This is a genomic window from Streptomyces sp. DF42 (assembly GCF_058267695.1).
This window is the reverse complement of record NZ_CM177859.1, coordinates 8769573-8793206: the sequence shown is the minus strand read 5'-3', so window position 1 is coordinate 8793206 and position 23634 is coordinate 8769573. Positions and strand designations below refer to the sequence as shown.

At 71.1% G+C, this 23634-nt stretch carries 21 protein-coding genes; 10 read left to right on the top strand and 11 right to left on the bottom strand.

Annotated elements, in window-relative coordinates; translation table 11 throughout:
- Window positions 1–2: 2 nt before the first annotated feature.
- Genes ACYUED_RS40415 through ACYUED_RS40395 form a run of 5 tightly spaced genes read right to left on the bottom strand, consistent with a single transcriptional unit; the run spans window position 3 to window position 5229 of the window.
- Window positions 3–848, bottom strand: coding sequence for a glycosyltransferase family 2 protein (locus ACYUED_RS40415; RefSeq protein ID WP_491294654.1), 846 nt, complete (start codon window positions 846–848; stop codon window positions 3–5).
- A gap of 32 nt (window positions 849–880) precedes the next feature.
- The gene (locus tag ACYUED_RS40410) at window positions 881–1660 is read right to left on the bottom strand and encodes a CDP-alcohol phosphatidyltransferase family protein (RefSeq protein ID WP_491289372.1); all 780 of its coding nucleotides are present in this window, start codon (window positions 1658–1660) and stop codon (window positions 881–883) included.
- Window positions 1638–2699, bottom strand: coding sequence for an iron-containing alcohol dehydrogenase family protein (locus ACYUED_RS40405; protein ID WP_491289371.1), 1062 nt, complete (start codon window positions 2697–2699; stop codon window positions 1638–1640). Before ACYUED_RS40405 ends, ACYUED_RS40410 begins: the two co-directional genes overlap by 23 nt.
- A complete protein-coding gene (locus ACYUED_RS40400) occupies window positions 2687–3439 on the bottom strand; it encodes a phosphocholine cytidylyltransferase family protein (protein WP_266529541.1) in 753 nt (250 codons plus the stop codon). Before ACYUED_RS40400 ends, ACYUED_RS40405 begins: the two co-directional genes overlap by 13 nt.
- A complete protein-coding gene (locus ACYUED_RS40395; RefSeq protein ID WP_491289370.1) occupies window positions 3436–5229 on the bottom strand; it encodes a DUF5941 domain-containing protein in 1794 nt (597 codons plus the stop codon). The genes ACYUED_RS40400 and ACYUED_RS40395 overlap by 4 nt, the downstream gene beginning before the upstream one ends.
- A 279-nt stretch (window positions 5230–5508) precedes the next feature.
- Between ACYUED_RS40395 and galE the strand changes: the two genes are divergently transcribed.
- The 3 genes from galE (at window position 5509) to idi (ending at window position 8430) form a co-directional block, all read left to right on the top strand.
- On the top strand, window positions 5509–6474 hold the full coding sequence (gene galE / locus ACYUED_RS40390; RefSeq protein ID WP_491289369.1) for a UDP-glucose 4-epimerase GalE: 966 nt from the start codon (window positions 5509–5511) through the stop codon (window positions 6472–6474).
- A gap of 163 nt (window positions 6475–6637) precedes the next feature.
- Window positions 6638–7579, top strand: a complete 942-nt coding sequence (locus tag ACYUED_RS40385) for a cation diffusion facilitator family transporter (protein ID WP_491289368.1) — start codon at window positions 6638–6640, stop codon at window positions 7577–7579.
- A gap of 257 nt (window positions 7580–7836) precedes the next feature.
- Window positions 7837–8430: an isopentenyl-diphosphate Delta-isomerase gene (gene idi / locus ACYUED_RS40380; RefSeq protein WP_491289367.1), complete on the top strand. Its 594-nt coding sequence runs from the start codon at window positions 7837–7839 to the stop codon at window positions 8428–8430.
- Window positions 8431–8436: 6 nt separating this feature from the next.
- Here idi and ACYUED_RS40375 read toward each other — a convergent pair whose 3' ends face one another.
- On the bottom strand, window positions 8437–8952 hold the full coding sequence (locus ACYUED_RS40375) for an ATP-binding protein (protein WP_491294652.1): 516 nt from the start codon (window positions 8950–8952) through the stop codon (window positions 8437–8439).
- A 304-nt stretch (window positions 8953–9256) separates the two neighbouring features.
- Here ACYUED_RS40375 and ACYUED_RS40370 point away from each other — a divergent pair, with 304 nt between their 5' ends.
- Window positions 9257–10012, top strand: coding sequence for an enoyl-CoA hydratase/isomerase family protein (locus ACYUED_RS40370; RefSeq protein ID WP_491289366.1), 756 nt, complete (start codon window positions 9257–9259; stop codon window positions 10010–10012).
- Here the strand turns inward: ACYUED_RS40370 and ACYUED_RS40365 are convergent.
- Both ACYUED_RS40365 and ACYUED_RS40360 read right to left on the bottom strand, forming a co-directional pair.
- Window positions 9984–10634 (bottom strand): DJ-1/PfpI family protein, encoded by a 651-nt coding sequence (locus tag ACYUED_RS40365; protein WP_491289365.1) that lies wholly within the window; start codon window positions 10632–10634, stop codon window positions 9984–9986. The two genes, ACYUED_RS40370 and ACYUED_RS40365, sit on opposite strands and share 29 nt — an antisense overlap.
- Before the next feature lie 43 nt (window positions 10635–10677).
- The gene (locus ACYUED_RS40360) at window positions 10678–11631 is read right to left on the bottom strand and encodes a GlxA family transcriptional regulator (RefSeq protein ID WP_491289364.1); all 954 of its coding nucleotides are present in this window, start codon (window positions 11629–11631) and stop codon (window positions 10678–10680) included.
- Window positions 11632–11756: 125 nt separating this feature from the next.
- On the opposite strand from ACYUED_RS40360, the gene ACYUED_RS40355 reads away from it, so the two are divergent.
- From ACYUED_RS40355 to ACYUED_RS40340, 4 genes are all read left to right on the top strand, one after another.
- Window positions 11757–12626, top strand: a complete 870-nt coding sequence (locus ACYUED_RS40355; protein ID WP_491289363.1) for an SCO6745 family protein — start codon at window positions 11757–11759, stop codon at window positions 12624–12626.
- 73 nt (window positions 12627–12699) lie between these two features.
- Window positions 12700–12831, top strand: coding sequence for an LPFR motif small protein (locus tag ACYUED_RS40350; protein WP_491289362.1), 132 nt, complete (start codon window positions 12700–12702; stop codon window positions 12829–12831).
- Window positions 12832–12929: 98 nt separating this feature from the next.
- The gene (locus ACYUED_RS40345) at window positions 12930–15365 is read left to right on the top strand and encodes a Tex family protein (RefSeq protein WP_491289361.1); all 2436 of its coding nucleotides are present in this window, start codon (window positions 12930–12932) and stop codon (window positions 15363–15365) included.
- A gap of 110 nt (window positions 15366–15475) precedes the next feature.
- Entirely contained in the window at window positions 15476–16039 is a 564-nt protein-coding gene (locus ACYUED_RS40340; protein ID WP_491289360.1) for a putative glycolipid-binding domain-containing protein, read from the top strand.
- A gap of 194 nt (window positions 16040–16233) precedes the next feature.
- Here the strand turns inward: ACYUED_RS40340 and ACYUED_RS40335 are convergent, their stop codons facing one another.
- Both ACYUED_RS40335 and ACYUED_RS40330 read right to left on the bottom strand, forming a co-directional pair.
- Window positions 16234–17874, bottom strand: a complete 1641-nt coding sequence (locus tag ACYUED_RS40335; protein WP_491289359.1) for an ABC-F family ATP-binding cassette domain-containing protein — start codon at window positions 17872–17874, stop codon at window positions 16234–16236.
- Window positions 17875–17921: 47 nt separating this feature from the next.
- On the bottom strand, window positions 17922–18953 hold the full coding sequence (locus ACYUED_RS40330; protein ID WP_491289358.1) for an oxidoreductase: 1032 nt from the start codon (window positions 18951–18953) through the stop codon (window positions 17922–17924).
- A gap of 66 nt (window positions 18954–19019) precedes the next feature.
- Between ACYUED_RS40330 and ACYUED_RS40325 the strand changes: the two genes are divergently transcribed.
- Window positions 19020–19982: an FAD-dependent oxidoreductase gene (locus tag ACYUED_RS40325; protein WP_491289357.1), complete on the top strand. Its 963-nt coding sequence runs from the start codon at window positions 19020–19022 to the stop codon at window positions 19980–19982.
- Window positions 19983–19995: 13 nt separating this feature from the next.
- Here ACYUED_RS40325 and ACYUED_RS40320 read toward each other — a convergent pair whose 3' ends face one another.
- Entirely contained in the window at window positions 19996–21948 is a 1953-nt protein-coding gene (locus ACYUED_RS40320; RefSeq protein WP_491289356.1) for a Xaa-Pro dipeptidyl-peptidase, read from the bottom strand.
- 197 nt (window positions 21949–22145) lie between these two features.
- Here ACYUED_RS40320 and ACYUED_RS40315 point away from each other — a divergent pair, with 197 nt between their 5' ends.
- Window positions 22146–23633: a M1 family metallopeptidase gene (locus ACYUED_RS40315; RefSeq protein ID WP_491289355.1), complete on the top strand. Its 1488-nt coding sequence runs from the start codon at window positions 22146–22148 to the stop codon at window positions 23631–23633.
- Window position 23634: the final 1 nt, after the last annotated feature.

Genomic DNA, 23634 nt, shown 5'->3' with positions numbered 1-23634 from the left:
TGTCAGATCACCGGGGGCCGGCCCAGTCGGGTCAGCCGCCACACCGTACGCCACTTCATGGGCCTGCGCGGTCCGCACGAGGTGGTCCAGCCTTCGCGGAACCCGCCGAACCACGCCCTGAGGGCGGGCCGCGAGGGGCGGCGGACGAGGGTGAGCAGCATCCAGACCCCGAGGTAGACCGGGACGAGGAGCGCGGGGAGGTTGCGGCGGGCCAGCCAGACGCGATTGCGGGCGACCATGCGGTGGTAGACCGCGTGCCGCGAGGGCGCGGTCGTGGGGTGGTACAGCACCATGTCGGACCGGTAGTCGATCATCCAGCCCGCGTCGAGAGCCCGCCATGCCAGGTCGGTTTCCTCGTGGGCGTAGAAGAATTCGTCCGGGAGGCCGCCGACTTCGGCGAAGACCTGGGTGCGGACGGCGTTGGCGCCGCCGAGGAAGGTGGTGACCCGCGAGGAGCGCATCGGGTCGGCCGCGCGCAGCCGCGGGACGTGGCGGCGCTGAGTGACCCCCGTCTCGGGGTCGGCGATGCGGAAGCTGATGATGCCGAGCTCGTGGTCGGTCTCGAAGGCCCGGCGGCACAGCTCGGCGGTGTCATGGCCCGCGAGGAGTCCGTCGTCGTCGAGGAACATCAACACGTCGACGTCGCGGCCGCTGGGACCGAAGGCCTCTATGCCGACGTTGCGGCCCCCGGGGATGCCGAGGTTCTCTGGCAGCTCGACGGTGCGGACACCCGCGGGGACGTCCGGGACCGGCGAGCCGTTGCCGACCACGACGACCTCGACGCGGTCGCCGTCCTGCTTGGCGACCGAGTCGAGGAGGGCGCGGAGCTCGTCGGGGCGGTTACCCATGGTGATGATCACCGCGCCGACCTTCGTGGCCCTCACTTCAGCCTGCTCGACGCGAGGATCGACACCAGGTGCAGCAGGGTCTGCAGGAGTGCGATGCCGGCCAGCACCGCGACGCCGAGCCTGGAGAAGAACAGGTCGCCGCGGAGCTGGTCGGCAATGGCCAGGACCAGGATGAGCAGCGACGCCTCTATGCCGAGGATCAGCCGGTGGAACTTGAACGCGGCGGCGGCGCGGCGGGCCAGCGCCATGCCGGAGGTGCGCATCTCGGCGGCGGCCTCCTTGACCGGCGGCAGCCCGCCCTGGTGCCGGGCGACGCCGACCAGGTCGGTCTCGGCCTTGATCAGGATCGCGCCGAGCGCGGCCAGGGTGCCGAGGAAGGCCCACAGCCAGTCGATACGGCCGCTGCCCCACAGGTCGGCGGCGCGCAGCCCGAAGCCGACGAGGACGGCGGCGTCGGTGAGGTAGGCGCCGACCCGGTCCAGGTAGACGCCGTTCAGGGAGTACTGCTTCTTCCAGCGCGCGATCTCGCCGTCGACGCAGTCCAGCAGCAGATACATCTGGACACAGACCACACCGAGCACGGCACCCGGGATCCCCGGCACCAGCAGTGCCGGGGCCGCGAGCACACCGAACACGGTCATCAGGTACGTGAGCTGGTTGGGCGTGACCCTGGTGTTCACCAGGTAGCGGTCGACCCGCAGGGACACCTCACGCATGTAGAGGCGTCCCATCCAGTGCTCACCGCTGCGCCGGTCCTTGACCCCTGCGGGGTGGACGACCGGGCGGAGTTCAGCTACCGATGGCCTTGACATAGTCGGCGTAGGTGTCCTTGATCTGGTCGGTTTTCAGGTCGAGGTGTTCGAGGATCGTGTAGCGGCCGGGCCGGGTCTGCGGAGCGAACTCCACGGCGCGGACGAACTCGTCCACCGTGAATCCGATCTCCTCCGGCAGCACCGGAAGCCCGTGCCGGCGCAGCACCTCGGCCATGTAGGCCGACTCCTCGTGGGCTCCGCGCAGGTACATCGCGAAGGCGGCGCCGAGGCCGCACTGCTCGCCGTGGCTTGCGGCGCGCTTGGGGTAGAGCAGGTCGAAGGCGTGGTTGATCTCGTGGCAGGAGCCGGAGGCGGGGCGCGAGTCACCCGAGATCGACATCGCGACACCCGTGAGGACCAGCGCCTCGGCGAGCACCTGGAGGAAGTCGTTGTCCCCGACCCCGCCCGGGTGCCGTAGCACCGCCTCGCCCGCCTGGCGGGCCATCGCGGCCGCGAGCCCGTCGATCTTCTCGCCCTTGACGCGGTTGGCGAGCTCCCAGTCCGCGATCGAGTTGATGTTGGAGATCGCGTCGCCGATACCCGCGCGCACGAACCGCACCGGGGCCTCACGGATCACGTCGAGGTCGATGACGGCCGCTATCGGGTTGGGCACACCGTAGGAACCGCGGCCCGCGTCGTTGTCGAGCGTCGCGACCGGCGAGCACAGGCCGTCGTGCGCGAGGTTCGTCGGTACGGCGACCAGCGGCAGGCCCACGCGCGCCGCGGCGAACTTGGCGCAGTCGATGATCTTGCCGCCGCCGAGTCCCACGACCGCGTCGTAGTGCCCGGCCTTCATGTCGCCGGCCAGGCGGATGGCGTCGTCGAGGGTGCCGCCGCCGACCTCGAACCAGGTGGCGCCGGGCAACGTCGGCTCCAGCCGCTGACGCAGCCGGGCACCGGAACCGCCGCTGACGGCGATGGCGAGCTTGCCCGACTGCGAGATCCGCTCGTCGGCCAGCACACACGCGAGATCGTCGAGGGCACCCGGGCGGATGTCCACGACGACGGGTGAAGGGATGAGCCGGGTCAGTACTGGCACGCGATCTCCCGTCCCTTGGCGAGGTCGTCGTGGTTGTCGATCTCGACCCACTTGACGTCGCCGATCGGCGCCACATCGATCCGGAAGCCGCGGTTCACCAGTTCCTGGTACCCGTGCTCGTAGAACTGCTGCGGGTCGGTCTCCCAGACCGCCTTCAGGGCGTCTGCCAGTTCGGGGGCGGCGTCGCCCTCGATGAGGGTGACGCCGATGTACTCGCCGGTCGCCTCGGCGGGGTCCATCAGCTTCGTGATCTTCGTCATGCCCTTCTCGGCGTCGACGACGACCTTCATCTCCTCGTCCGCCAGCGACTTCACGGTGTCGAGGGCGAGGATGATCTTCTTGCCGTCGCCGCGGGCGGCGAGCAGCGTCCGCTCGACGGAGACCGGGTGGACGGTGTCGCCGTTGGCGAGGATCACGCCGTCCTTGAGGGCGTCACGGCCGCACCACAGGGAGTAGGCGTTGTTCCACTCCTCGGCCTTGTCGTTGTCGATGAGGGTGAGCTTGAGACCGTACTTCTGCTCCAGGGCGGCCTTGCGCTCGTACACGGCCTCCTTGCGGTAGCCGACGATGATCGCGACCTCGGTCAGCCCGATCTCGGCGAAGTTGCCGAGCGTCAGGTCGAGAACCGTGGGTTCGCCCTCTATGCCCGCGGGGCCCACCGGCACCAGAGCCTTGGGAAGGCTGTCGGTGTAGGGGCGCAGACGCCGTCCGGCGCCGGCCGCCAGCACGAGGCCGATCATGCGGGTTCTCCTTCATCGTGTACGGCGGGCGCCCCAGCGGACACCCAGAAGCGGATGCTCTCGACGAGCACCAGCAGGGCGACGGCCACGGCCAGCGCCGTGAGCGCGACCTTGAACTGCGAGGCGGTGAGGACCGCGGCCAGAACGGTGACGAGCAGCGTCCGCCCGTCGTGCCCCCCGATGGCGCGCACCAGCCAGGCCGGGGGCGCTCCGGCGTTGCCGCGGATGCGGTACACCGTGTCGTAGTGATGGTAGGCGACGGCAGCCACCAGCCCGAAAGCCGCAGGAAGGGCGCCGTTCACGTCCGCTTTGGCCGCGAGGACCAGGACGGTGCCGTATTCGGCGAACCGGAACAGCGGCGGGACCAGCCAGTCCAGGGCGCCCTTGAGGGGGCGGTACAGGGCCTGACCGGCGGTGACGGTGTAGACGACGGCGCCCGCGACGGGCGCCCAGGTCACCCCGGAGAAGAGGGACACGGCGAGGACCGCCGTGCCGGCCGCCGCGACGAGCAGCGGGGCACCGAGGCGGGCGCGGGTGGCACGCGCCACGAGGGAGGCGAGCGGGCCGTTGTCCGCGAGGTCCGCCAGCGCCTGCGCCGCCCGGTCCGTGCGCTGCGCCCTGCGCGTCAGCGAGCGCAGCACCCGCCCGGCCGTGGTGTACGTCGCCGCGAAGGCGCAGCCGACGAGCAGGACGTAGAAGGTGATGCGCGGGGTCGTGACGGCGGTGAGGACCGCGATCATCGCCCAGCGCTCGCCGATCGGGAGCACGATCATGCGCCGTACCCACACCGTCCAGCCGACGCTGTCCAGCTTGTCGGAGAGGGCCGCGGTGGGACTGGTGTTGGCGGTGGCGTCGTGGTTCGCCTCGTTGAAGGAGAAGTCGACGACGTGCCGGCAGGTCTGCAGGATCATGGCGCCGAGAGCAAGCGCCCATACGTCGTCACTGCCGCCGCCGCGGGCCGCTCCCAGGGCGAGGCCCGCGTAGTAGGCGTACTCCTTGGCGCGGTCGAAGGTGGCGTCGAGCCAGGCGCCGAGCGTGGAGTACTGCAGGGAGTAGCGGGCGAGCTGGCCGTCGGTGCAGTCCAGGACGAACGAGCAGATCAGCAGGATCCCGGCCGCGACGAAACCGACGCGGGTGCCGGTGGCCGCGCAGCCCGCCGCGATCAGAGCGGTGAGCAGGGAGGCGGTGGTGACCTGGTTCGGGGTCAGGCCCCGGCGGGCGCACCAGCGGGCGAGGTAGCGCGAGTACGGGCTGATGCAGAACGTGGTGAAGAAGCCGTCGCGGGACTTCACGGCCGACTTCAGGCGTACGGCCTCGTCGTCGACGTTCGCGACGGCCTGCCGTGCCTCGTTGCGGGCCTGCGGGTCGGCCGGGACCTCGGCGACCAGGCTGCCCAGCTCGGGGCGGTGGACGCCGGCGCCGTCGGCGTCGAGGGCGGTGACCATGCGGTCGGCGAGGCTGTCCACGGCGACCGCCGTACCGCCGCCCGCGGAGTTGTCGCGGGCCATCGCGCGGGTCAGGGCCTGGCGGCCGGGCGCCTGGGCCGTGACGGCGCCCGGGATCGCGGCGAGCGGGAAGCGGGGGTCGGTGAGACCGAGGCGCAGTGCGTGCAGGTGGCCCACGAAGCGGGCGTCGACCACGGCGACCCGCTGGTCACCCGGAACCTGGGCGAGGAGGGTCTCGGCGTCGGCGGCGTCGGCTGCGACCCGTACGTCGAAGCCGAGGGACCGCAGATCACCCTCGATCGACGATCCGGGGACCGGCTGACCGGTGAGGATGGCGGTCGACAACCGAACTCACTCCCTGGGTGCCGACGCGCTGGCGCCGGTCATGTGCATGGTGGGGGCGCCCCGTTGGCTGCACCGGTCGGGCGGCATGTCGGCAGAGGCTATCGGATGCCCGGAGGGTGCCGTTCACCGCCCGTTCACGGGCCGATCAACGCCGCCTCCACTGGCCTTTGCCGCGATCATCATCGGTTATTCGGGGTCCCGCCCACAAACCGCGGTGCCCACATCAGGCATCCAGGACATTGGGGAACGGCGTGCGGCCCGGACATAGGGTGGGCGACCATGACATGGCTGATCACAGGCGGAGCGGGATACATAGGGGCCCATGTGGTGCGGGCCATGACCGACGCCGGGGAGAACGTTGTAGCGCTCGACGACCTCTCGGCCGGGTTCCCCGCACGGCTGCCGGCGGGCATCCCGCTCGTCGAGGGCTCGTCGCACGACGGTGACCTGCTGAAGCGAGTCCTCGCCGAGTACGGGGTGAGTGGCGTCGTCCACCTCGCGGCGCGCAAGCAGGTCGCCGAGTCCGTGGCGCAGCCCACCCGCTACTACCGGGAGAACGTCGGCGGTCTCGCCACGCTCCTCGAGACGGTCGCGGAGGCCGGGATCAGGAAGTTCCTGTTCTCCTCGTCGGCGGCCGTGTACGGCAACCCGGACGTCGACCTGATCACGGAGGACACCCCGTGCGCGCCGGTGAACCCGTACGGCGAGACCAAGCTCACCGGCGAGTGGCTGGTCCGGGCGACGGGCCGGGCGCACGGCATCTCGACGGTCTGCCTGCGCTACTTCAACGTGGCGGGGGCGGCCGCGCCCGAGCTCGCCGACACGGGCGTCTTCAACATCGTCCCCATGGTCTTCGACCGGCTCACCCGGGACGAGGCCCCCAGGATCTTCGGCGACGACTATCCGACGCCGGACGGCACCTGCGTCCGCGACTACATCCATGTCGCCGACCTGGCCGAGGCCCATCTGGCGGCGGCCCGGCGGCTCGCCGACCGCGGTGGTGACCTCACGGTGAACATCGGCCGCGGCGAGGGCGTCTCCGTCCGCGAGCTGATCTCCGTCATCGGCGAGGTCAGCGGCGACCGCCGACCGCCCCTCGTCGAGGCACGCCGCCCGGGGGACGCGCCCCGCGCGGTCGCCTCCGCCGCCCGGGCCGCCGAGGAGCTGGGCTGGGCCGCCCGGCGCGGGGTGCGCGAGATGGTCGATTCGGCGTGGCGGGGCTGGCTGCTGCACCACGGCCGGTGACACCGAGGCCGGTGACGCCACGGCAAGGGAACTGAGGGCGCCCTGACCTGCATATCGTTTCCGCAGGTCAGGGCACATGACAACGGTGTTCAGTGCCGCGTTGCCCACTACCCCCCGCCCGTAGTTCACTGTGATCCCGGGCGGAACACTGGAGGGCGGCTTCATGGGGGCTGGGCACGATCACGGGCATGGGCACGGACATGCGCCGCCCACCGGCACGGCTGCGGCCGCGTACCGCGGGCGGCTGCGTGTCGCGCTGTCGATCACGCTCGGCGTCATGGTCGTCGAGATCGTCGGCGGTCTGCTCGCGGACTCGCTCGCGCTGATCGCGGACGCCGCCCACATGGCGACCGACGCGCTCGGCCTCGGTATGGCCCTGTTCGCCATCCACTTCGCCAACCGCCCCCCGACCGATAACCGCACCTTCGGCTACGCCCGCGCCGAGATCCTCGCCGCGCTCGCCAACTGCCTGCTGCTGCTCGGGGTCGGCGGCTACGTCCTGTACGAGGCGGTCCAGCGGTTCGTCACGCCCGCCGACACCGAGGGCGGGCTGACCATCGTGTTCGGTCTGATCGGTCTGGTCGCCAACATGATCTCGCTCACGCTGTTGGTACGCGGCCAGTCGGAGAGCCTGAACGTGCGCGGCGCGTTCCTGGAGGTGGCCGCGGACGCGCTCGGCTCGCTCGCGGTGATCATCTCGGCACTGGTGATCCTCGCCACCGGCTGGCAGACCGCCGACCCGATCGCGTCGCTGGTCATCGGCCTGATGATCGTGCCACGTACGTTCAAGCTGCTGCGCGAGACCCTGGACGTCCTGCTGGAGGCGGCCCCCAGGGGCGTCGACATGGCGGACGTACGGGCGCACATCCTGGCACTGGACGGCGTCGAGGACGTACACGACCTGCATGCCTGGACGATCACCTCCGGCATGCCGGTGCTGTCCGCGCACGTGGTCGTCCACTCCGACGTCCTCAGCGCGATCGGCCACGAGAAGATGCTCCACGAACTCCAGGGGTGCCTGGGCGACCACTTCGACGTGGCGCACTGCACCTTCCAGCTGGAACCGGGCGGGCACGCCGAGCACGAGGCGAAGGTGTGTCATTGAGGCAGATGAGGCGCCCCCCTGGCCGGAATGCAGCCCTCCGGCGCGACCTTGCGTCGTTAAGCCTCACAGCGCTGCCCGGACGGTTCCCCGCCGATCCCACCGGGCACGATCAACTACCGGGCCCCTCTTCCGGCATGTGACCGGTGACGGCCGCGGCCCGCGCCCCCGCGCGGGACATGCGGGCGTGCCGTGAAGTGCCGGGAGTGCCGGATTCGTGCGGCACACTTGGGGCGCGAAGACCGATGTGAAGGATGGGTATGCCGATCACACCTGCCACCGCGACGCACAGTCCGTCGAACGGCACCGCAGACGCGATTTTGCTGGAACTGGTCGACGAGGACGGCGTCACGATCGGCACCGCGGAGAAGCTCGCCGCCCACCAGCCGCCGGGGCAGCTGCACCGTGCCTTCTCCGTCTTCCTCTTCGACGAGCGCGGGCGGTTGCTGCTGCAGCAGCGGGCGCAGGGCAAGTACCACTCCCCCGGCGTGTGGTCCAACACCTGCTGCGGCCACCCCTACCCCGGCGAGGCGCCCTTCGCGGCAGCCGCCCGGAGGACGTACGAGGAGCTGGGTGTGTCGCCCTCGCTGCTCGCCGAGGCGGGCACCGTGCGCTACAACCACCCCGACCCGGAGTCGGGCCTGGTCGAGCAGGAGTACAACCACCTGTTCGTCGGGCTGGTGCAGTCCGCGCTGCGTCCGGACCCGGATGAGGTCGGCGCGACGGCCTTCGTGACCCCCGAGGAACTGGCCGAGCGGCATGCGAAGGACACGTTCTCGTCCTGGTTCATGACCGTGCTGGACGCCGCCCGTCCGGCGGTCAAGGAGCTGACCGGCCCGTCGGCCGGCTGGTGATCCCCTTCAGGGCACCCGTACGGGCTTGAGCGGCAGGGCGGCCCAGATCACCTTGCCGCCGCTCGACGTGTGCTCGACGTCGCACACCCCGCCCGCCTCCCGGGTGACCTCGCTCACCAGGAGCAGTCCTCGCCCGCCGGTCTGGCCGTGGTCGGCCTCCAGGGCGGTGGGGCGGTAGGGGTGGTTGTCCTCCACGGACACCCGCACCCACTCGGCGCCGACGGCGACCTCCACGGCGAGTACCGGCGACAGCAGCGCCGCGTGCCTGACGGCGTTCGTGACCAGTTCCGAGACGATCAGCAGCAGACCGTGGACGAGGTCGTCGGAGACGGGCACACCTTGGCGGTACAGCAGGTCCCGTACGGCGTGCCGCGCCTGCGGGACAGAGGCGTCGACGGCGGGAGCGGTGAACCGCCAGACACCTTCGTACGGCAGCGGGTCCGCGGGCCCCGGGTCACGGCGATCGTCGGCGTCGGCGTCACCTGCTGGGCGTGGGCCGGACCCGCGCCCGTGGTTGTCCATCGTCCGGTCGCCACCCTTGCGCTCGATTGTCACCACACGTCGAGTGTTGATAACGACCCGCTCCGCCCCGGATGACTGAACAGAAGTCAGCAGGTATCGAGCACTTATGACCGTTGGCGTATGACACGGTCAGTTGTGGGACTACTCCTGTCCCCCTTCAGCCGCCTTCGCGAACTATTCGGGTTGTACGGGTTGTACGGGTTGGCCGCCTTCTCGTCCGGTTCATCCGGCGGGTCGTCGTGATCCGCAGGCCCGGAGCGACTCCTTGATCGTGGGTTCGCGGAGTGCGGCTAGCATCCGGCTCATGGAGCCCCAGCTGTTGCACGGCGTCACCGACGCGGTCGCCACCGTCGTCATCCACCACCCGGCCAAGCGCAACGCCATGACGGCCGCGATGTGGGCCGCCCTGCCGCCGCTGCTCGACTCCCTCGCGGCCGACCCGGGCGTACGGGCGCTGGTGCTGACCGGGGAGGGCGGGACCTTCTGCGCCGGGGCCGACATCTCCACCCTGCGAGGGTCGCCGGAGGAGGCGCAGACGCTCGCGGTGCGTGCCGAGGAGGCCCTTGCCGCCTTTCCGAAGCCGACGCTGGCCGCGGTCCGCGGGCACTGTGTCGGCGGCGGGTCCCAGCTGGCGGCCGCCTGCGACCTGCGGTTCGCCGAGGAGGGGTCGCGTTTCGGGGTGACCCCGGCGAAGCTCGGGATCGTGTATCCGGCGTCCTCCACCCGGCGGCTGGTGTCGCTGGTGGGCCCGGCTACCGCGAAGTACCTGCTGTTCTCCGGCGAGTTGATCGACGCCGGGCGGGCGCTGCGCACCGGCCTGCTGGACGAGGTGCTGCCCGAGGGGGCACTCGCCAAGCGGGTCGCGGAGTTCACCCGGATCCTGGTGTCCCGCTCGCAGCTCACCCAGGCCGCGGCTAAGGAGTTCGCGAGCGGGCGCGGCGACAGGGACGCGTACTGGACGGAGCAGGCGCGCGGCAGCGGCGACACCGCCGAGGGCGTCGCCGCCTTCCTGGAGCGCCGTCAGCCGCGATTCACGTGGTCGGTTCCGGGCCGAGGATGAACCGGCTCCTCGATCGGATCAGCTCGACGACGTCCGCGGGCGCCTTCTTCGGGGATCCCGCGTCGTAGGGCGGCTCCGGGTCGTACTCGATGCCCAGCTGTACGGCCTGGGCGACCACATCGCCCGAGATCCGGCCGAGCAGCGCGAGCCCCATGTCGATGCCGGAGGAGACACCGGCCGCGGTGACGTACTTGCCGTCGGTGACGACCCGCTCGCCCGTGGGCTCGACGCCGAACTTCCTCAGTTCGTCGAGGGCCAGCCAGTGCGAGGTCGCCCGGCGGCCGTCCAGGAGCCCCGCGGCGGCCAGCAGCAGCGAGCCGGTGCACACCGAGGTCGTCCAGGCGCTCGTGGCGTCGGCGACGCGGATCCAGTCGAGCAGCGCCTTGTTGTCCATCTGCGCGGTCTGTCCCGGGCCGCCGGGGACGACCACGACGTCGGGGTTCGGCACCTCGTCCAGGGTCCGGTCGGCGGTGAGCGCGAGGTTCCCGCTGTCGGTACGGACCGGGCCGGTCCGCTCGGCGACGAACACGGTCTCGGAGTCGGGCAGACGGCCGAGGGTCTCGTACGGTCCGACGGCGTCGAGGGCGGTGAAGCCGTCGTAGAGGACGATCGCGAACTGCATGGGTTCCCCGTTCGGTGGGCGGTGCTCAGTGAGTGAGCGGTGCTCATCGGGTGGGCGCCGGGCGGAATCGGCGCCGGTATTCGGCGGGCGCCGCGCCGAGCATCCGCAGGAAGGCGCGGCGCATCGCCTCCGGGGTGCCGTAGCCGCAGGTGCGGGAGATCTCCTCGATCCCGTCGGAGGTGTCCTCGATCAGACGGCGGGCGTGCTCCAGACGGACGCGGTCGACGTAGCGGCCCGGCGTCATGCCGGTCTCGGTCTGGAAGGCCCGGGCGAAGTGGCGGGGCGAGAGCCGGGCGCGGGCCGCGAGCACGTCCACCGACAGGTCCGCGCCTGGGTGTTCGGTGATCCACTGCTGGACTTGGCGCAACGGTTCCCGCTGCGCCGTCTGTGCCGCGAGCTGTGCGCTGAACTGGGCCTGGTTTCCCGGTCGCCGCAGGAAGACGACCAGATGGCGGGCGATGGAGAGGGCGATCTCGCGGCCGACGTCCTCCTCGACGAGCGCGAGGGCGAGGTCGATGCCGGACGTGACACCGGCCGAGGTGGCGAGCTGTCCGTCACGGATGAAGATGGGGTCCGGGTCCACCTCCACGGCCGGGTGGTCGCGGGCGAGTTTCTCGCACACCGACCAGTGGCTCGTCACCCGGCGGCCGTCCAGCAGGCCCGCCTCGGCGAGCAGGAGTGCTCCGGTGCACACCGAGACGAGGCGCTCGGCCCGCGGGCCGTTCTCCCGCAGCCAGGCCAGCAGGCCCGGGTCGGGGCGCCGGGTGCCCGCACCGCCCGGGACCAGCAGGATGTGCGCGGGCGGGGCGTCCGCGAAGGAGTGGTCCGGGACCAGGGTGAGGCCGCTGGAGGTGCGCACAGCCCGGCCGTCCCGGCTGACGGTGCGGATGCGGTACGTCCCCGGGCAGTGCAGCCCGGCGCCGTTGAAGACCTCCACCGGGCCCGTGACGTCGAGGCTCTGCACGTCGTCGAAGAGGACGACCAGGACTGTTTGCATACGCTCGATTCTTGGCGGTCCGCCCGATGGCCGCAATGACGAGGACCCCACCTTTCCTGCCACCCGGTCCTGCCGGTCCCGCGACCCCCTGGAGTCCGTACCAACCAGTCGGTAACCTTCCGGTCATGACTACTGCCGCCATCGATCCGTACGCCGGCCGCCGCTGCCACAACGCCCTCAACTCCCTGCACGCGACGTACTACTTCTCGCCCGACCTGGGCAGGGAAATGGGCGCCGTCGGCATCACACACCCGAGGGCCGTCAACTTCGCCACACGGGCGGCCGCCCTGGGGCCGGTCGGGGCGGGCACGGTGGCGGCGACGTTCTACAACTACAAGTACGAGCTGGTGGCACGGTTCGTGCCCGCCGTGTGGGAGACCGCCACACCCGGGCAGATCCTGGACGCACGCGCGCGTGCCGTCGACGCGACCCTGCGCCGCCTGCTGGGCGAGGAGACCGTCGCGTCCGGGGAGATGGCCGAGGCGGCACGGCTGGCGCTGCGCGCCGCCGAGGCCTGTGGGCGCCCGGCCCGGCCGCTGTACTCCGCGTATGCCGACCTGCCCGTCCCCGAGGAGCCGCACCTGGCGTACTTCCACGCGGCCACGCTGCTGCGCGAGCACCGGGGCGACGGACATCTCGCTGTCCTGATGTCGGCGGAGCTCGACGGGCTGGAGGCCATGGTGAGCCATACCGCGACCGGGAAGGGCATGGCGCCGAAGTGGGTGTTCGGCAGCCGCGGCTGGAGCCAGGAGGAGTGGGACGCTGCGGCGGGGCGACTGCGGGAGCGCGGGCTGCTGGACGCGGCGGGCGAGTTGACTGAGCGGGGTGTCGCGCTGCGGGCGGAGATCGAGGCGGAGACGGACCGGCTGGACCGGGCGCCGTACGAGCACTTGGGCGCCGAGGGCGTCGCTCGTCTGACGGAGCTGGGGGCAGGGTTCGCGCGGGCAGCGGCCGTCGCGGGCGCTTTCCCCGCCGGCCTGATCGGCAAGGGCTGAAGATTGCTCCGCCACAGCTGAGGTACCCGGATCCTTGCCGGTCACCGCGGCCGGGAGAGGAAAGGGGAAGTTCGTGTTCCGTGCGATAGCCGACGTCCTGCGCCAGATCGGTGGCGCGATCGCCACCGTCGTCACCCTGCCCTTCCGGGCTCTGGCCCGGCTCTTCGGCGGGGCCTCCGACTCCGCGGGCGGCCGCAGGGCCTGATTCCGCCCCGGCCCGCCCGGGTGCCGCCCTGATCCCCGATTGTCGGTGCCACCTGCCACAATTGCCGCGCAACCTCAGTGAGAAGGCGGTAGGGGATCGTGACGACACCCGGGTCCAGCGGATCCATCAACGTGGGATCCATCGAAGGCAGGATCGCCGAGGAGCTCGGCGTGCGGGAGCGGCAGGTGAAGGCTGCCGTGGAGCTGCTCGACGGCGGTTCGACAGTGCCCTTCATCGCCCGTTACCGCAAGGAAGCGACCGAGATGCTCGACGATGCGCAGCTGCGCACGCTCGAGGAGCGGCTGCGGTATCTGCGCGAGCTGGAGGAGCGGCGGGCGGCGATCCTGACGTCCGTGCGCGAGCAGGGAAAGCTCACCGAGGAGCTGGAAGCGCAGATCCGGGGCGCCGAGACGAAGGCGCGTCTGGAGGACATCTACCTCCCGTACAAGCCCAAGCGGCGCACCAAGGCGCAGATCGCGCGTGAGGCCGGTCTCGAGCCGCTGGCCGAAGGCCTGCTCAATGACCCGACCGTCGAACCGCTCGCGGCCGCCGCCGCGTTCGTCGACGCCGACAAGGGCGTCGCCGATCCGCAGGCCGCCCTCGACGGCGCCCGGGCGATCCTGACCGAGCGGTTCTCGGAGGACGCGGACCTGATCGGCGAGCTGCGCGAGCGCATGTGGGTGCGCGGCCGCCTCGCCGCGAAGGTGCGGGACGGCAAGGAGGAGGCGGGCGCCAAGTTCGCCGACTACTTCGACTTCGCCGAGCCGTACACCGAGCTGCCCTCGCACCGCATCCTCGCGATGCTGCGCGGGGAGAAGGAGGAGGTCCTCGACCTCGTCCTGGAGCCGGAGGAGGCGACGGACGGGCCCTCGTCGTACGAGGGGATCGTCGCCCACAGGTTCCAGATCGCCGACCGCGGGCGCCCGGGCGACAAGTGGCTGACGGACACGGTCCGTTGGGCCTGGCGCACCCGCATCCTCGTGCACCTCGGCATCGACCTGCGGCTGCGGCTGCGCACGGCGGCCGAGGACGAGGCCGTCCAGGTGTTCGCGACCAACCTGCGCGACCTGCTGCTCGCCGCTCCGGCCGGCACCCGCGGGACGCTGGGCCTGGACCCCGGATTCCGTACGGGCGTGAAGGTCGCCGTCGTGGACGCCACCGGCAAGGTGGTGGCCACGGACGTCATCCACCCGCACGTGCCCGCCAACAAGTGGGACGAGGCGATCGCCAAGCTGGCCCGCCTGTCGAAGGAGCACGCGGTCGACCTGATCGCGATCGGCAACGGCACGGCGTCCCGCGAGACCGACAAGCTCGCCGGTGAACTCATCGCCAAGCACCCGGAGCTGAACCTCACCAAGGTGATGGTGTCCGAGGCAGGCGCGTCCGTGTACTCGGCGTCCGCGTTCGCCTCGCAGGAGCTGCCCGACATGGACGTGTCGCTGCGCGGCGCCGTGTCGATCGCGCGCCGGCTGCAGGACCCGCTCGCCGAGCTGGTGAAGATCGACCCCAAGTCGATCGGCGTCGGCCAGTACCAGCACGACCTGTCCGAGGTGAAGCTGTCGCGCTCGCTTGACGCGGTGGTGGAGGACTGTGTGAACGGCGTGGGCGTGGACGTCAACACGGCCTCCGCCCCGCTGCTCGCCCGCGTCTCCGGCATCACCGCCGGGCTGGCCGAGAACATCGTGGCCCACCGCGACGCCAACGGACCGTTCAAGTCCCGTACGCAGCTCAAGGGCGTCGCTCGGCTCGGCCCCAAGGCCTACGAGCAGTGCGCGGGCTTCCTCCGCATCCGCGGCGGCGACGACCCGCTGGACGCGTCCAGCGTGCACCCCGAGGCGTACCCGGTCGTGCGGCGCATGGTCAAGACGTCCGGGCAGGAAGTGGCCGCGCTCATCGGGAACACGGCGACGCTGCGTTCGCTCAAGCCCGGTGACTTCGTGGACGAGTCGTTCGGTTTGCCGACCGTCACCGACATCCTCAAGGAGCTGGAGAAGCCGGGTCGCGACCCGCGGCCGGCCTTCAAGACGGCCACCTTCAAGGAGGGCGTGGAGAAGATCGCCGACCTGTCGTCCGGGATGGTGCTGGAGGGCGTCGTCACGAACGTGGCGGCCTTCGGCGCGTTCGTGGACATCGGCGTCCACCAGGACGGTCTGGTCCATGTGTCCGCCATGTCGAAGACGTTCGTCAAGGACCCGCGGGACGTCGTGAGGTCCGGGGACATCGTCAAGGTGAAGGTCCTCGACATCGACATTCCGCGCAAGCGGATCTCGCTCACGCTGCGGCTGGACGACGAGGCGGCCGAGCAGGGGCAGCAGCAGGGCGGCGGCGGTGACCGTCGGCAGCGCGGTGGGCGCCCGCCCCAGCAGCGGCAGGGGCAGCGTCAGAGCCAGGGGCAGGGCCAAGGGCAGCGTCAGGGTGGCGGCCGCGGCGGTCAGGGCGGTGGGTCGCGTCAGGCGGCGCCGCCGGCCAACAGTGCGATGGCCGACGCGCTGCGCAAGGCGGGGCTGGTGAACCCCAAGAACGGCAAGCGCTGAGCCTTGGGCGGGAAGGCCATGGGGAACCGCGGGCCGGTTGCGGCTGGTCGCGCGGTTCCCCGCGCCTGTGAAGGGGCGTATTGCGCCCTTTCGCACCTAGAGTGATCGGCATGGCCATTTCCCGAGTCATCACCTGGGACGTCACCGGGAGCAAGGGATACGAGACCGCCTGGGCCGAACTCTCCGACGGCTCCCTGCACGCCCATGGACGGGCGGTCGGGATCGTGCCGGAGCCGTACTGGATCTCGTACGAACTCCAGGCGGGCGAAGACTTCGTGACCCGTCGGCTGAGCGTCACGGCAGAGACCGGGACCGGTACTCGCACCCTCGACCTGCGGCACGACGGCCATGGCCGGTGGGCCGCGGACGGCGAGCCGCTGCCGGGCGTCGACGGTGCGCTCGACTGCGACCTGGGTCTGTGCCCGCTCACCAACACCATGCCGGTGCTGCGACACGGCCTCCATCGGGCGCCCGGCGAACGGGAGTTCCTGATGGCGTGGGTGTCGGTGCCGGACCTGGCCGTGCAGCCCTCACAGCAGACGTACACCCACCTCGGTCCCACCGAGCGGGGCACCCGGGTCCGCTACTCCTCGGGCACCTTCAGAAGTGACCTGGAGTTCGACGGCGACGGATTCGTCATCGACTACCCGAGCCTGGCCACGCGCCTGCGCTGACACAGCAGCGCACGTATCCCTTGAGCGCCGGGCTTCATACATGGCGTCGGAGGACAACAGCGTGTCGTGATCTTCGGGCACGGGCAGGTGGCGGCCGCGGCGTGATCATGTTCAGTCCGAGGGCCGGGCGGTGCCGTTCATCCGGGCGCGGTTCTCCGTGAGTGAGAGGGGAGCCGGGCGCGCCCGGAGTGTTACTAACGCTCCGTCACTTTTCCTGCCGAGACTTCCAGGCGGCGGGTCACCTGCACAGCGTCCAGCATGCGCCGGTCGTGCGTCACCAGCAGGAGCGTGCCCTCGTAGGCGTCGAGGGCGGACTCCAGCTGCTCGATGGCCGGCAGGTCCAGGTGGTTGGTCGGTTCGTCGAGGACGAGGATGTTGACGCCCCGCCCCTGGAGCAGTGCGAGGGCGGCCCGGGTGCGTTCGCCCGGGGACAGGGACGCCGCCGGGCGCAGGACGTGGTCCGCCTTGAGGCCGAACTTGGCCAGCAGGGTGCGCACTTCGGCCGGCTCGGTGTCCGGGACCGCCTCCCCGAACGCTTCGAGCAGGGCCTGGGTGCCGTGGAACAGCTTGCGGGCCTGGTCGACCTCGCCGACCAGGACGCCGGAGCCGAGGGTGGCGTGGCCCGCGTCCAGCGGGATGCGGCCGAGCAGGGCGCCCAGCAGGGTCGACTTGCCGGCGCCGTTCGCCCCGGTCACCGCCACCCGGTCCGCCCAGTCGATCTGCAGGGTGACCGGGCCGAAGGTGAAGTCGCCGCGCCGTACCTCCGCGTCCCGCAGGGTGGCCACGACGGCGCCCGAGCGTGGGGCCGACGCGATCTCCATGCGCAGGTCCCACTCCTTGCGGGGCTCCTCGACCACGTCGAGCCGTTCGATCATGCGCTGGGTCTGGCGGGCCTTCGCGGCCTGCTTCTCGCTGGCCTCGCTGCGGAACTTGCGGCCGATCTTGTCGTTGTCGTTGTTCGCCTTGCGGCGGGCGTTCTTGACGCCCTTGTCCATCCAGGAGCGCTGCATCTGGGCCCGGTCCTGGAGGGCGGCGCGCTTGTCGGCGTACTCCTCGAAGTCCTCGCGGGCGTGCCGGCGGGCCACGTCCCGCTCCTCCAGGTAGGCCTCGTAGCCGCCGCCGTAGAGGGTGATCTGCTGCTGGGCCAGGTCGAGTTCGAGCACCTTGGTCACCGTGCGGGTGAGGAACTCGCGGTCGTGGCTGACGACGACGGTGCCGGCTCGGAGGCCGGAGACGAAGCGTTCGAGGCGCTCCAGGCCGTCCAGGTCGAGGTCGTTGGTCGGCTCGTCGAGGAGGAAGACGTCGTAGCGGGACAGGAGGAGGGAGGCGAGACCGGCGCGGGCCGCCTGGCCGCCGGACAGGGACGTCATCGGCTGGTCCAGGTCGACGGCCAGGCCCAGGGAGTCCGCGATCTCCTCCGAGCGCTCCTCCAGGTCGGCGCCGCCGAGGTCGAGCCAGCGCTCCAGGCTCGTCGCGTACGCGTCGTCGGCGCCGGGTGCGCCGTCGACGAGGGCCTGCGTGGCCTCGTCCATCACGCGCTGGGCCTCGGCGACGCCGGTGCGGCGGGCCAGGAACTCACGAACGGTCTCGCCGGGGCGGCGGTCCGGCTCCTGCGGGAGGTGGCCGACGGTCGCCGTCGGCGGGGAGAGCCTGAGCTCGCCCTGCTCTGGCGTGAGCAGTCCCGCGAGCATCCTGAGCAGCGTGGACTTGCCCGCACCGTTGGCACCGACCAGCCCGATCACGTCGCCGGGCGCGACGACGAGGTCGAGCCCGGCGAAGAGGGAGCGGTCGCCGTGTCCGGCGGCGAGGTTCTTGGCGACGAGAGTGGCAGTCATCAGGACGCCGATCCTAACGGCCGCCGCACGCTCTCCGCCTCGGCGTTTCAGCGCGCCATGGCCTCCACCAGCACACTCCCCGCCGTCCGCGCCACCACGAAGGCCTCCCCCTTCACCGCCCTGGCCTCCAGAGCGATGCGATGGCGGCCCGGTTCGAGGACGCCGTCGAAGACCTCGTGGGCATGGGTGCGGTAGAGGCGATCGAGGCGGTACGCGGTCAGGCGGACCCGGCAGAGCGAGGTGACCTCGACGCCCGCCTCGCCGTCGGCCGCCACCAGCCGGGTCAGCCGGCGCAGCTCCACCGGGCTGCGGTCCAGGGCGTTTTCGATCTGGGCCACGAGGAGGGGGACGATCGGCGCGAGGCCCTCGACGTACGCCACCTCGACGCCGGCCTGCTCGAAGGAGCGGCGTACGGCGGCACGTTCCTCCTGGGTGACCGCACGGCCGAAGGCGACCGCGCCGTAGCCGCGCAGTTCGTCGGCGTGGACGCCGTTCGCGTCGTGGGCGATGTCGGCGCCGATGCCGATGGTGCGCAGGGCGGCGGCGAGTTTGGCGAGCAGGGCGACCCGGGCGCCGATCAGCAGGACCCGGCGGCGCGTGCCCCGGGAGGGGCCGTCGAGCAGGGCCCCCAGAGCCTCGCGGTACTCGGCGCCCCGGAAGCGGAAGGGCCCTATGCCGTGGTAGCCGTTGAGTTCCAGGTCGGCGTGCTCGGCGGTCTGCCAGGCGAAGTCCCGCCAGATGTAGTCCTCCCCTTGTTGGCCGTCCCGCTCGATGATCGCGGTGACCGCGCCGCAGGCCAGGTCCGCGCACTCGGGGCAGCCGTAGATGATGTAGCGGCCGTCCGGAAGCGGTGGATCCGCCTCCAGGAGGAGGCCGCGGACCTGTTCGGCGAAGATCGCGGGTGGGACGTCGGAGGCGAGCGGGGAGACGGCGTCGAGGTCGGAGAGCTGGAACAGCAGCGGGCGTCCTTCGACGATGAAGTCCACGAAGTCCCGGTGAACCTGGTAGTCACCGTTGGCGAGAACTCCACCGGCACGCATCGCCGGTGCCAGGCCGAAGGTCGCGTACTCGGCAGACATGCTGTGAGTATCCCCAGAGTGGGAGCTCTCTGAGCACGGCATGACACATTCCGCTAACGTCCCCGCGTGGAGAGCACACGGAACAACGATGTCATCGTGGTCGGCGGCGGGGTCATCGGGCTGACGACGGCCGTCGTTCTCGCCGAGCGCGGTGTACGGGTGCGGGTGTGGACGCGGGATCCCGTCGAGCGGACGACCTCGGCCGTTGCGGGGGCGCTGTGGTGGCCGTACCGGATCAAACCGGTCCGGGCGGCGCGCGCGTGGGCGCTGCGATCCCTCACCCTCTACGAGGAGTTGGCGGCGCGGCCCGATACGACCGGCGTACGCATGGTCGAGGGCGTACTGGGTGAAACCGACCTGGACGACGACGTGACGTGGGCGGTCGCCCTGCTCCCGGGGCTGCGGGCCTCGACGCCCGAGGAGTACGCCGGGTCAGGGCTGTGGGCACGACTGCCGCTCATCGACATGTCGACTCATCTGCCGTGGCTGCGGGAGCGGCTGCTGGCGGCGGGCGGAGTGGTCGAAGAGCGGACGGTGACCGACGTGGCGGAGGTCGAGGGGCCGGTGGTGGTCAACTGCACGGGGCTGGGGGCTCGGGAGTTGGTGCCGGACGCCTCCGTACGTCCGGTACGCGGGCAGTTGGTCGTCGTCGAGAACCCCGGGATCCGCACCTGGCTCGTCACCACCGGAACGGACGGGGAGATGGCGTACTTCTTCCCGCAGCCCGGCAGGCTCCTGCTGGGCGGCACCGCCGACGAGGACACGTGGTCGACGACGCCGGATCCGGCGGTGGCCGAGGCGATCGTACGGCGGTGTGCGGCGCTGCGGCCGGAGATCGCGGGGGCGCGGGTGCTGGAGCACCGGGTGGGGCTGCGGCCGGCGCGGCACGCGGTCCGGCTGGAGCGTGAAGTCCTGCCGGACGGACGGGTGTTGGTGCACAACTACGGGCACGGCGGGGCGGGCGTGACGGTGGCGTGGGGGTGTGCGGAGGAGGCGGCCGGGCTGGTCGGTCCGGCCGCCTCCGGTTGAGCCGAGGGGATCCCTACGGCACGCGCTGGGCCGTTCGCGGTGCCGTCACGCCGTCGAGCGTCCTCGCCTCGGGAGCGGCCAAGGCCGTACCGGACGACGCGTGGAGGAAGGCCGGCGCGCCTCCGACCAGCGGGACGCGCGCCGAGGTGTGGGACAGGTCCAGCGTGAGCGTCGGCTTGTCGGCCGGCGGGTCGATGAGGTCCTTGTCGGTGCCCGCGACGATCAGGGCGAGGCGGTGCCCGGCCGGGACGACGTGGTCGGTGGCCGCGAGGTCCAGGGTGATGGTGTACGCCTTGCCCGGGGTGAGCGGGACGCCCTTGCGGTCGGAGGCGTAGTTGCCGAGGTCGGCCCAGCCGCGGCTGAACACCGTGTAGTCGACGGCCGTCTTCTTCGCCCGGGTGGTCTTGAAGCAGGCGCTGTCACCTGCCGTACTCGCACCCCAGCAGCTGCGGTCGGTCAGCGTGGTGATGCCCTCGCCGCCGTCGGCGTAGTCGCGGATCGTGTCGGGACCGAGGTCGACCAGAACGGTGGACAGGTGGGCCGTCGGGGTGCTCGGTGTCGCGGTGACGGTGACCGTGGAGGAGCCGGACAGGCGCAGGGCGTGAGTGAGGGGCCGGGTCACGAAGCCGGCCTTGTCGGGGGTCGGGGTGCCGATCTTCGCGGCCCAGTCGGTCTCGCTCAGCTGCGGGTTGTCGGTGACGGTCTCGGTGCCGTCGCCCCTTGTGAGGCCGAGGGTGCCGACGCCCGCCTGGGTGCCCCGGTCAGGGCGCAGGGTGGTGGTGTGCGTGCCGCTCGGCGGCCAGACCTTGGAGGTGACCCACTGGTCGGGGTGGCGCTCGATGTCGGCCATGGGCTCGCGGTCGATGCCGTTGTCGTAGCCGAGGAGTTCGTGGTCGAACCAGCGGTGCAGGGTGTCGACCCAGGCGCCGCGGCGGAAGTCGAAGGGGTCGACGTGGCCGGTCTGGGAGAGCCAGATCTTGCGGTGGACGCCGTTCTTGGCGAGGGCGTCCCACCACTGGCCGAAGTGCTTGGTGCGCACGTTGAGGTCCTGCATGCCGTGGGTGAGGAAGACGCTCGCCCGCACCTTGGCGGCGTTCCTGACGTAGTCGCGCTCGGTCCAGAACGGCGTCCAGTCGCCGGTGCGCGGGGCCCCGTCGACGATCTTCCGCTGCACGGCGGCGCACCTGGCCTGGGCGTCGGGGCTGTCTACGTAGTTCGAGAGCCCGTCGGGTCCGGAGTCGTAGAGCGGGGCACCCTTGGCGAAGTAGTAGTCGTACCAGGAGGAGATGGCGCTGATCGGGACGACGGTCTTCAGGCCCTTCACACCCGTCGCGGCGACGCCGTTGGCGATCGTGCCGTCCCAGCTCTTGCCGATCATGCCGGTCTTCCCGTTGGTCCAGGTGGCCTTGGCTGTCCTGGTGCCGGTGCGGGTCGTGTAGGCCCTGGCCCTGCCGTTCAGCCAGTCGACGACGGCCTTCGCGGACCGGATGTCGGAGCGGCCGCCGACGTCGGCGCAGCCGTCGGAGCGGTTGGTGCCGGCGAGGTCGACACCGACGAAGGCGTAGCCGCGGGGCACGAAGTAGTTGTCGTAGAAGAGCGGCATCTGGACGACGTCGCCCTTCGCGTCGTACGTCTTCAGCTGGCCCTCGTTGCCGCGGCCGCAGCAGGAGTAGTACGGGCTGGCGTCCATGATGACGGGTATCTTGCGGCCCTGCTGGGCGGGTTCGCGGGGGCGGACGATGTCGACGGCGACGCGGTCGGTCTTCCCGTCGCCGTCCCCGTCGAGTCCGGTGTCCACCCATACGGCCTCTCGGACGGCGTTCGCGTACGAGTAGACGGGTCGACTCTCACGCGGTTTCTGCGGGGCGCCGTGGGCTGCCGCAGGGGTGAGGAAGGCTGCCATGAGGGCGGCGACGGCCACCGCCGCGGGCGATCGCCAGGCCGTGAAGCGCATGCGTATGGGCATGCGCGGGACGGTACAGGGGTCAACTCCTGTGCAGAAGAGGGGAATCGGACGCCGGTGGGACACGCGAGGTGTCGGGGACGGTTCCTCGTGACGGCCGAATGGCGATCGTGTGACGGGAGATGCCATGGACATGCCCGGGGCCACAGGGGCTGAATAGGCTTCCGACAGACTTCGTGCCCCTACGACTTGGAGCTTTCGTGCACCGCAGAATCATCGCGCCGGGCGCACTCGCTGCCGCGTCTTTGATGCTGGCGATCCCGGCGTCGGCCGCGAGCCACTCCCCCGGCGCCCCGGGCATCGGCGACCCCTACTACCCGGCCTACGGCAACGGCGGATACGACGTCTCCCACTACGACCTGCGCCTGAAGTACCAGCCTTCGACCGACCGGCTGGAGGGTACGGCGACGCTCCTGGCGAAGACCACGCAGGACCTGTCGAGCTTCGACCTGGACTTCCTGCTGGACGTCAGCGAAGTGCGGGTCAACGGCGCCAAGGCCTCCTTCACCACCTCGGGCCGGCACGAGCTGGTGATCACGCCGAGGACGTCCCTGGCCAAGGGCACCCCGATCACCGTCGTGGTCCGCTACAGCGGGGTGCCCTCCACGAAGAGCGCGTACGGCTTCAACACCTGGCACCGCACCCCGGACGGGGCGATCGCGGCCGACGAGCCCGAGGCGGCCTGGTGGTGGTACCCGAGCAACGACCACCCGCTGGACAAGGCGACGTACGACGTGTCCGTGGCCGTGCCGAACGGCACCCAGGTCATCTCCAACGGCACGCTGCAGTCCACGAGTTCACAGCTCGGCTGGACCCGCTACAACTGGCGTGAGAACAAGCCGCAGGCGACGTATCTCACCACGCTGGCGGTCGGCAGGTTCGACATCACGACGAGCACCTCGGAGGGCGGGGTGCCGGTCGTGAACGCCTACAGCAAGGACCTCGGCGACAACGACGGGGCCGCGCGGGCGAGCGTCGAGCGCACCGGTGAGCTCGTCGACTGGCTGAGCGGCTACTTCGGGCCGTATCCCTTCAGCTCCGCCGGCGGGTATGTCCCGAACACCACCACCGGGTACGCGCTGGAGACCCAGACTCGCGTGTACTACAGCCCGAAGCAGTTCGCGAACGGCGCCAACGCCTCTGTCGTCGTGCACGAGTTGGCGCACCAGTGGTATGGCGACAGCGTGTCACTGAAGGGCTGGAAGGACATCTGGATCAACGAGGGCTTCGCGCGGTACGCGCAGTGGCTGTGGTCCGAGCACGAGGGCGAGGGCACGACGCAGGAACTCGCCGACTACGTGTACGCCTCGCATCCGGCCGACGACACCTTCTGGAAGGTCGAGCCGGGTGACCCGGGTCCGGACAACCAGTTCGACATCGCCGTCTACGACCGGGGGGCGATGGCCGTCCAGGCGCTGCGCAACGCCGTGGGTGACGACGCGTTCTTCGCCATTCTGAAGGGGTGGCCTCAGGAGCACGCGTACGGCAACGCGTCGGTCGCCGACTTCCGGGCGTACGCCGAGCGGGTGTCCGGGAAGTCGTTGAGCTCCTTGTTCGATGCGTGGTTGTTCCAGCCGTCCAAGCCGAGCGCTCCCGCAGCACACGCGGTGTCCCTCGCGAAGGAGTCCAAGGCCCCGGCGCAGCCGAAGTCCTGGAAGAGGATCGCTGCGACGAACGGCGTGCACTGAC

Coding starts and splice junctions, on each gene's coding strand:
- ACYUED_RS40415 (WP_491294654.1), bottom strand. CDS start 848: ATGGGTAACCGCCCCGACGAGCTCCGCGCCCTCCTCGACTCGGTCGCC.
- ACYUED_RS40410 (WP_491289372.1), bottom strand. CDS start 1,660: ATGTCAAGGCCATCGGTAGCTGAACTCCGCCCGGTCGTCCACCCCGCA.
- ACYUED_RS40400 (WP_266529541.1), bottom strand. CDS start 3,439: ATGATCGGCCTCGTGCTGGCGGCCGGCGCCGGACGGCGTCTGCGCCCC.
- galE (WP_491289369.1), top strand. CDS start 5,509: ATGACATGGCTGATCACAGGCGGAGCGGGATACATAGGGGCCCATGTG.
- ACYUED_RS40385 (WP_491289368.1), top strand. CDS start 6,638: ATGGGGGCTGGGCACGATCACGGGCATGGGCACGGACATGCGCCGCCC.
- idi (WP_491289367.1), top strand. CDS start 7,837: ATGCCGATCACACCTGCCACCGCGACGCACAGTCCGTCGAACGGCACC.
- ACYUED_RS40375 (WP_491294652.1), bottom strand. CDS start 8,952: ATGGACAACCACGGGCGCGGGTCCGGCCCACGCCCAGCAGGTGACGCC.
- ACYUED_RS40370 (WP_491289366.1), top strand. CDS start 9,257: ATGGAGCCCCAGCTGTTGCACGGCGTCACCGACGCGGTCGCCACCGTC.
- ACYUED_RS40365 (WP_491289365.1), bottom strand. CDS start 10,634: ATGCAGTTCGCGATCGTCCTCTACGACGGCTTCACCGCCCTCGACGCC.
- ACYUED_RS40360 (WP_491289364.1), bottom strand. CDS start 11,631: ATGCAAACAGTCCTGGTCGTCCTCTTCGACGACGTGCAGAGCCTCGAC.
- ACYUED_RS40355 (WP_491289363.1), top strand. CDS start 11,757: ATGACTACTGCCGCCATCGATCCGTACGCCGGCCGCCGCTGCCACAAC.
- ACYUED_RS40340 (WP_491289360.1), top strand. CDS start 15,476: ATGGCCATTTCCCGAGTCATCACCTGGGACGTCACCGGGAGCAAGGGA.
- ACYUED_RS40335 (WP_491289359.1), bottom strand. CDS start 17,874: ATGACTGCCACTCTCGTCGCCAAGAACCTCGCCGCCGGACACGGCGAC.
- ACYUED_RS40330 (WP_491289358.1), bottom strand. CDS start 18,953: ATGTCTGCCGAGTACGCGACCTTCGGCCTGGCACCGGCGATGCGTGCC.
- ACYUED_RS40320 (WP_491289356.1), bottom strand. CDS start 21,948: ATGCCCATACGCATGCGCTTCACGGCCTGGCGATCGCCCGCGGCGGTG.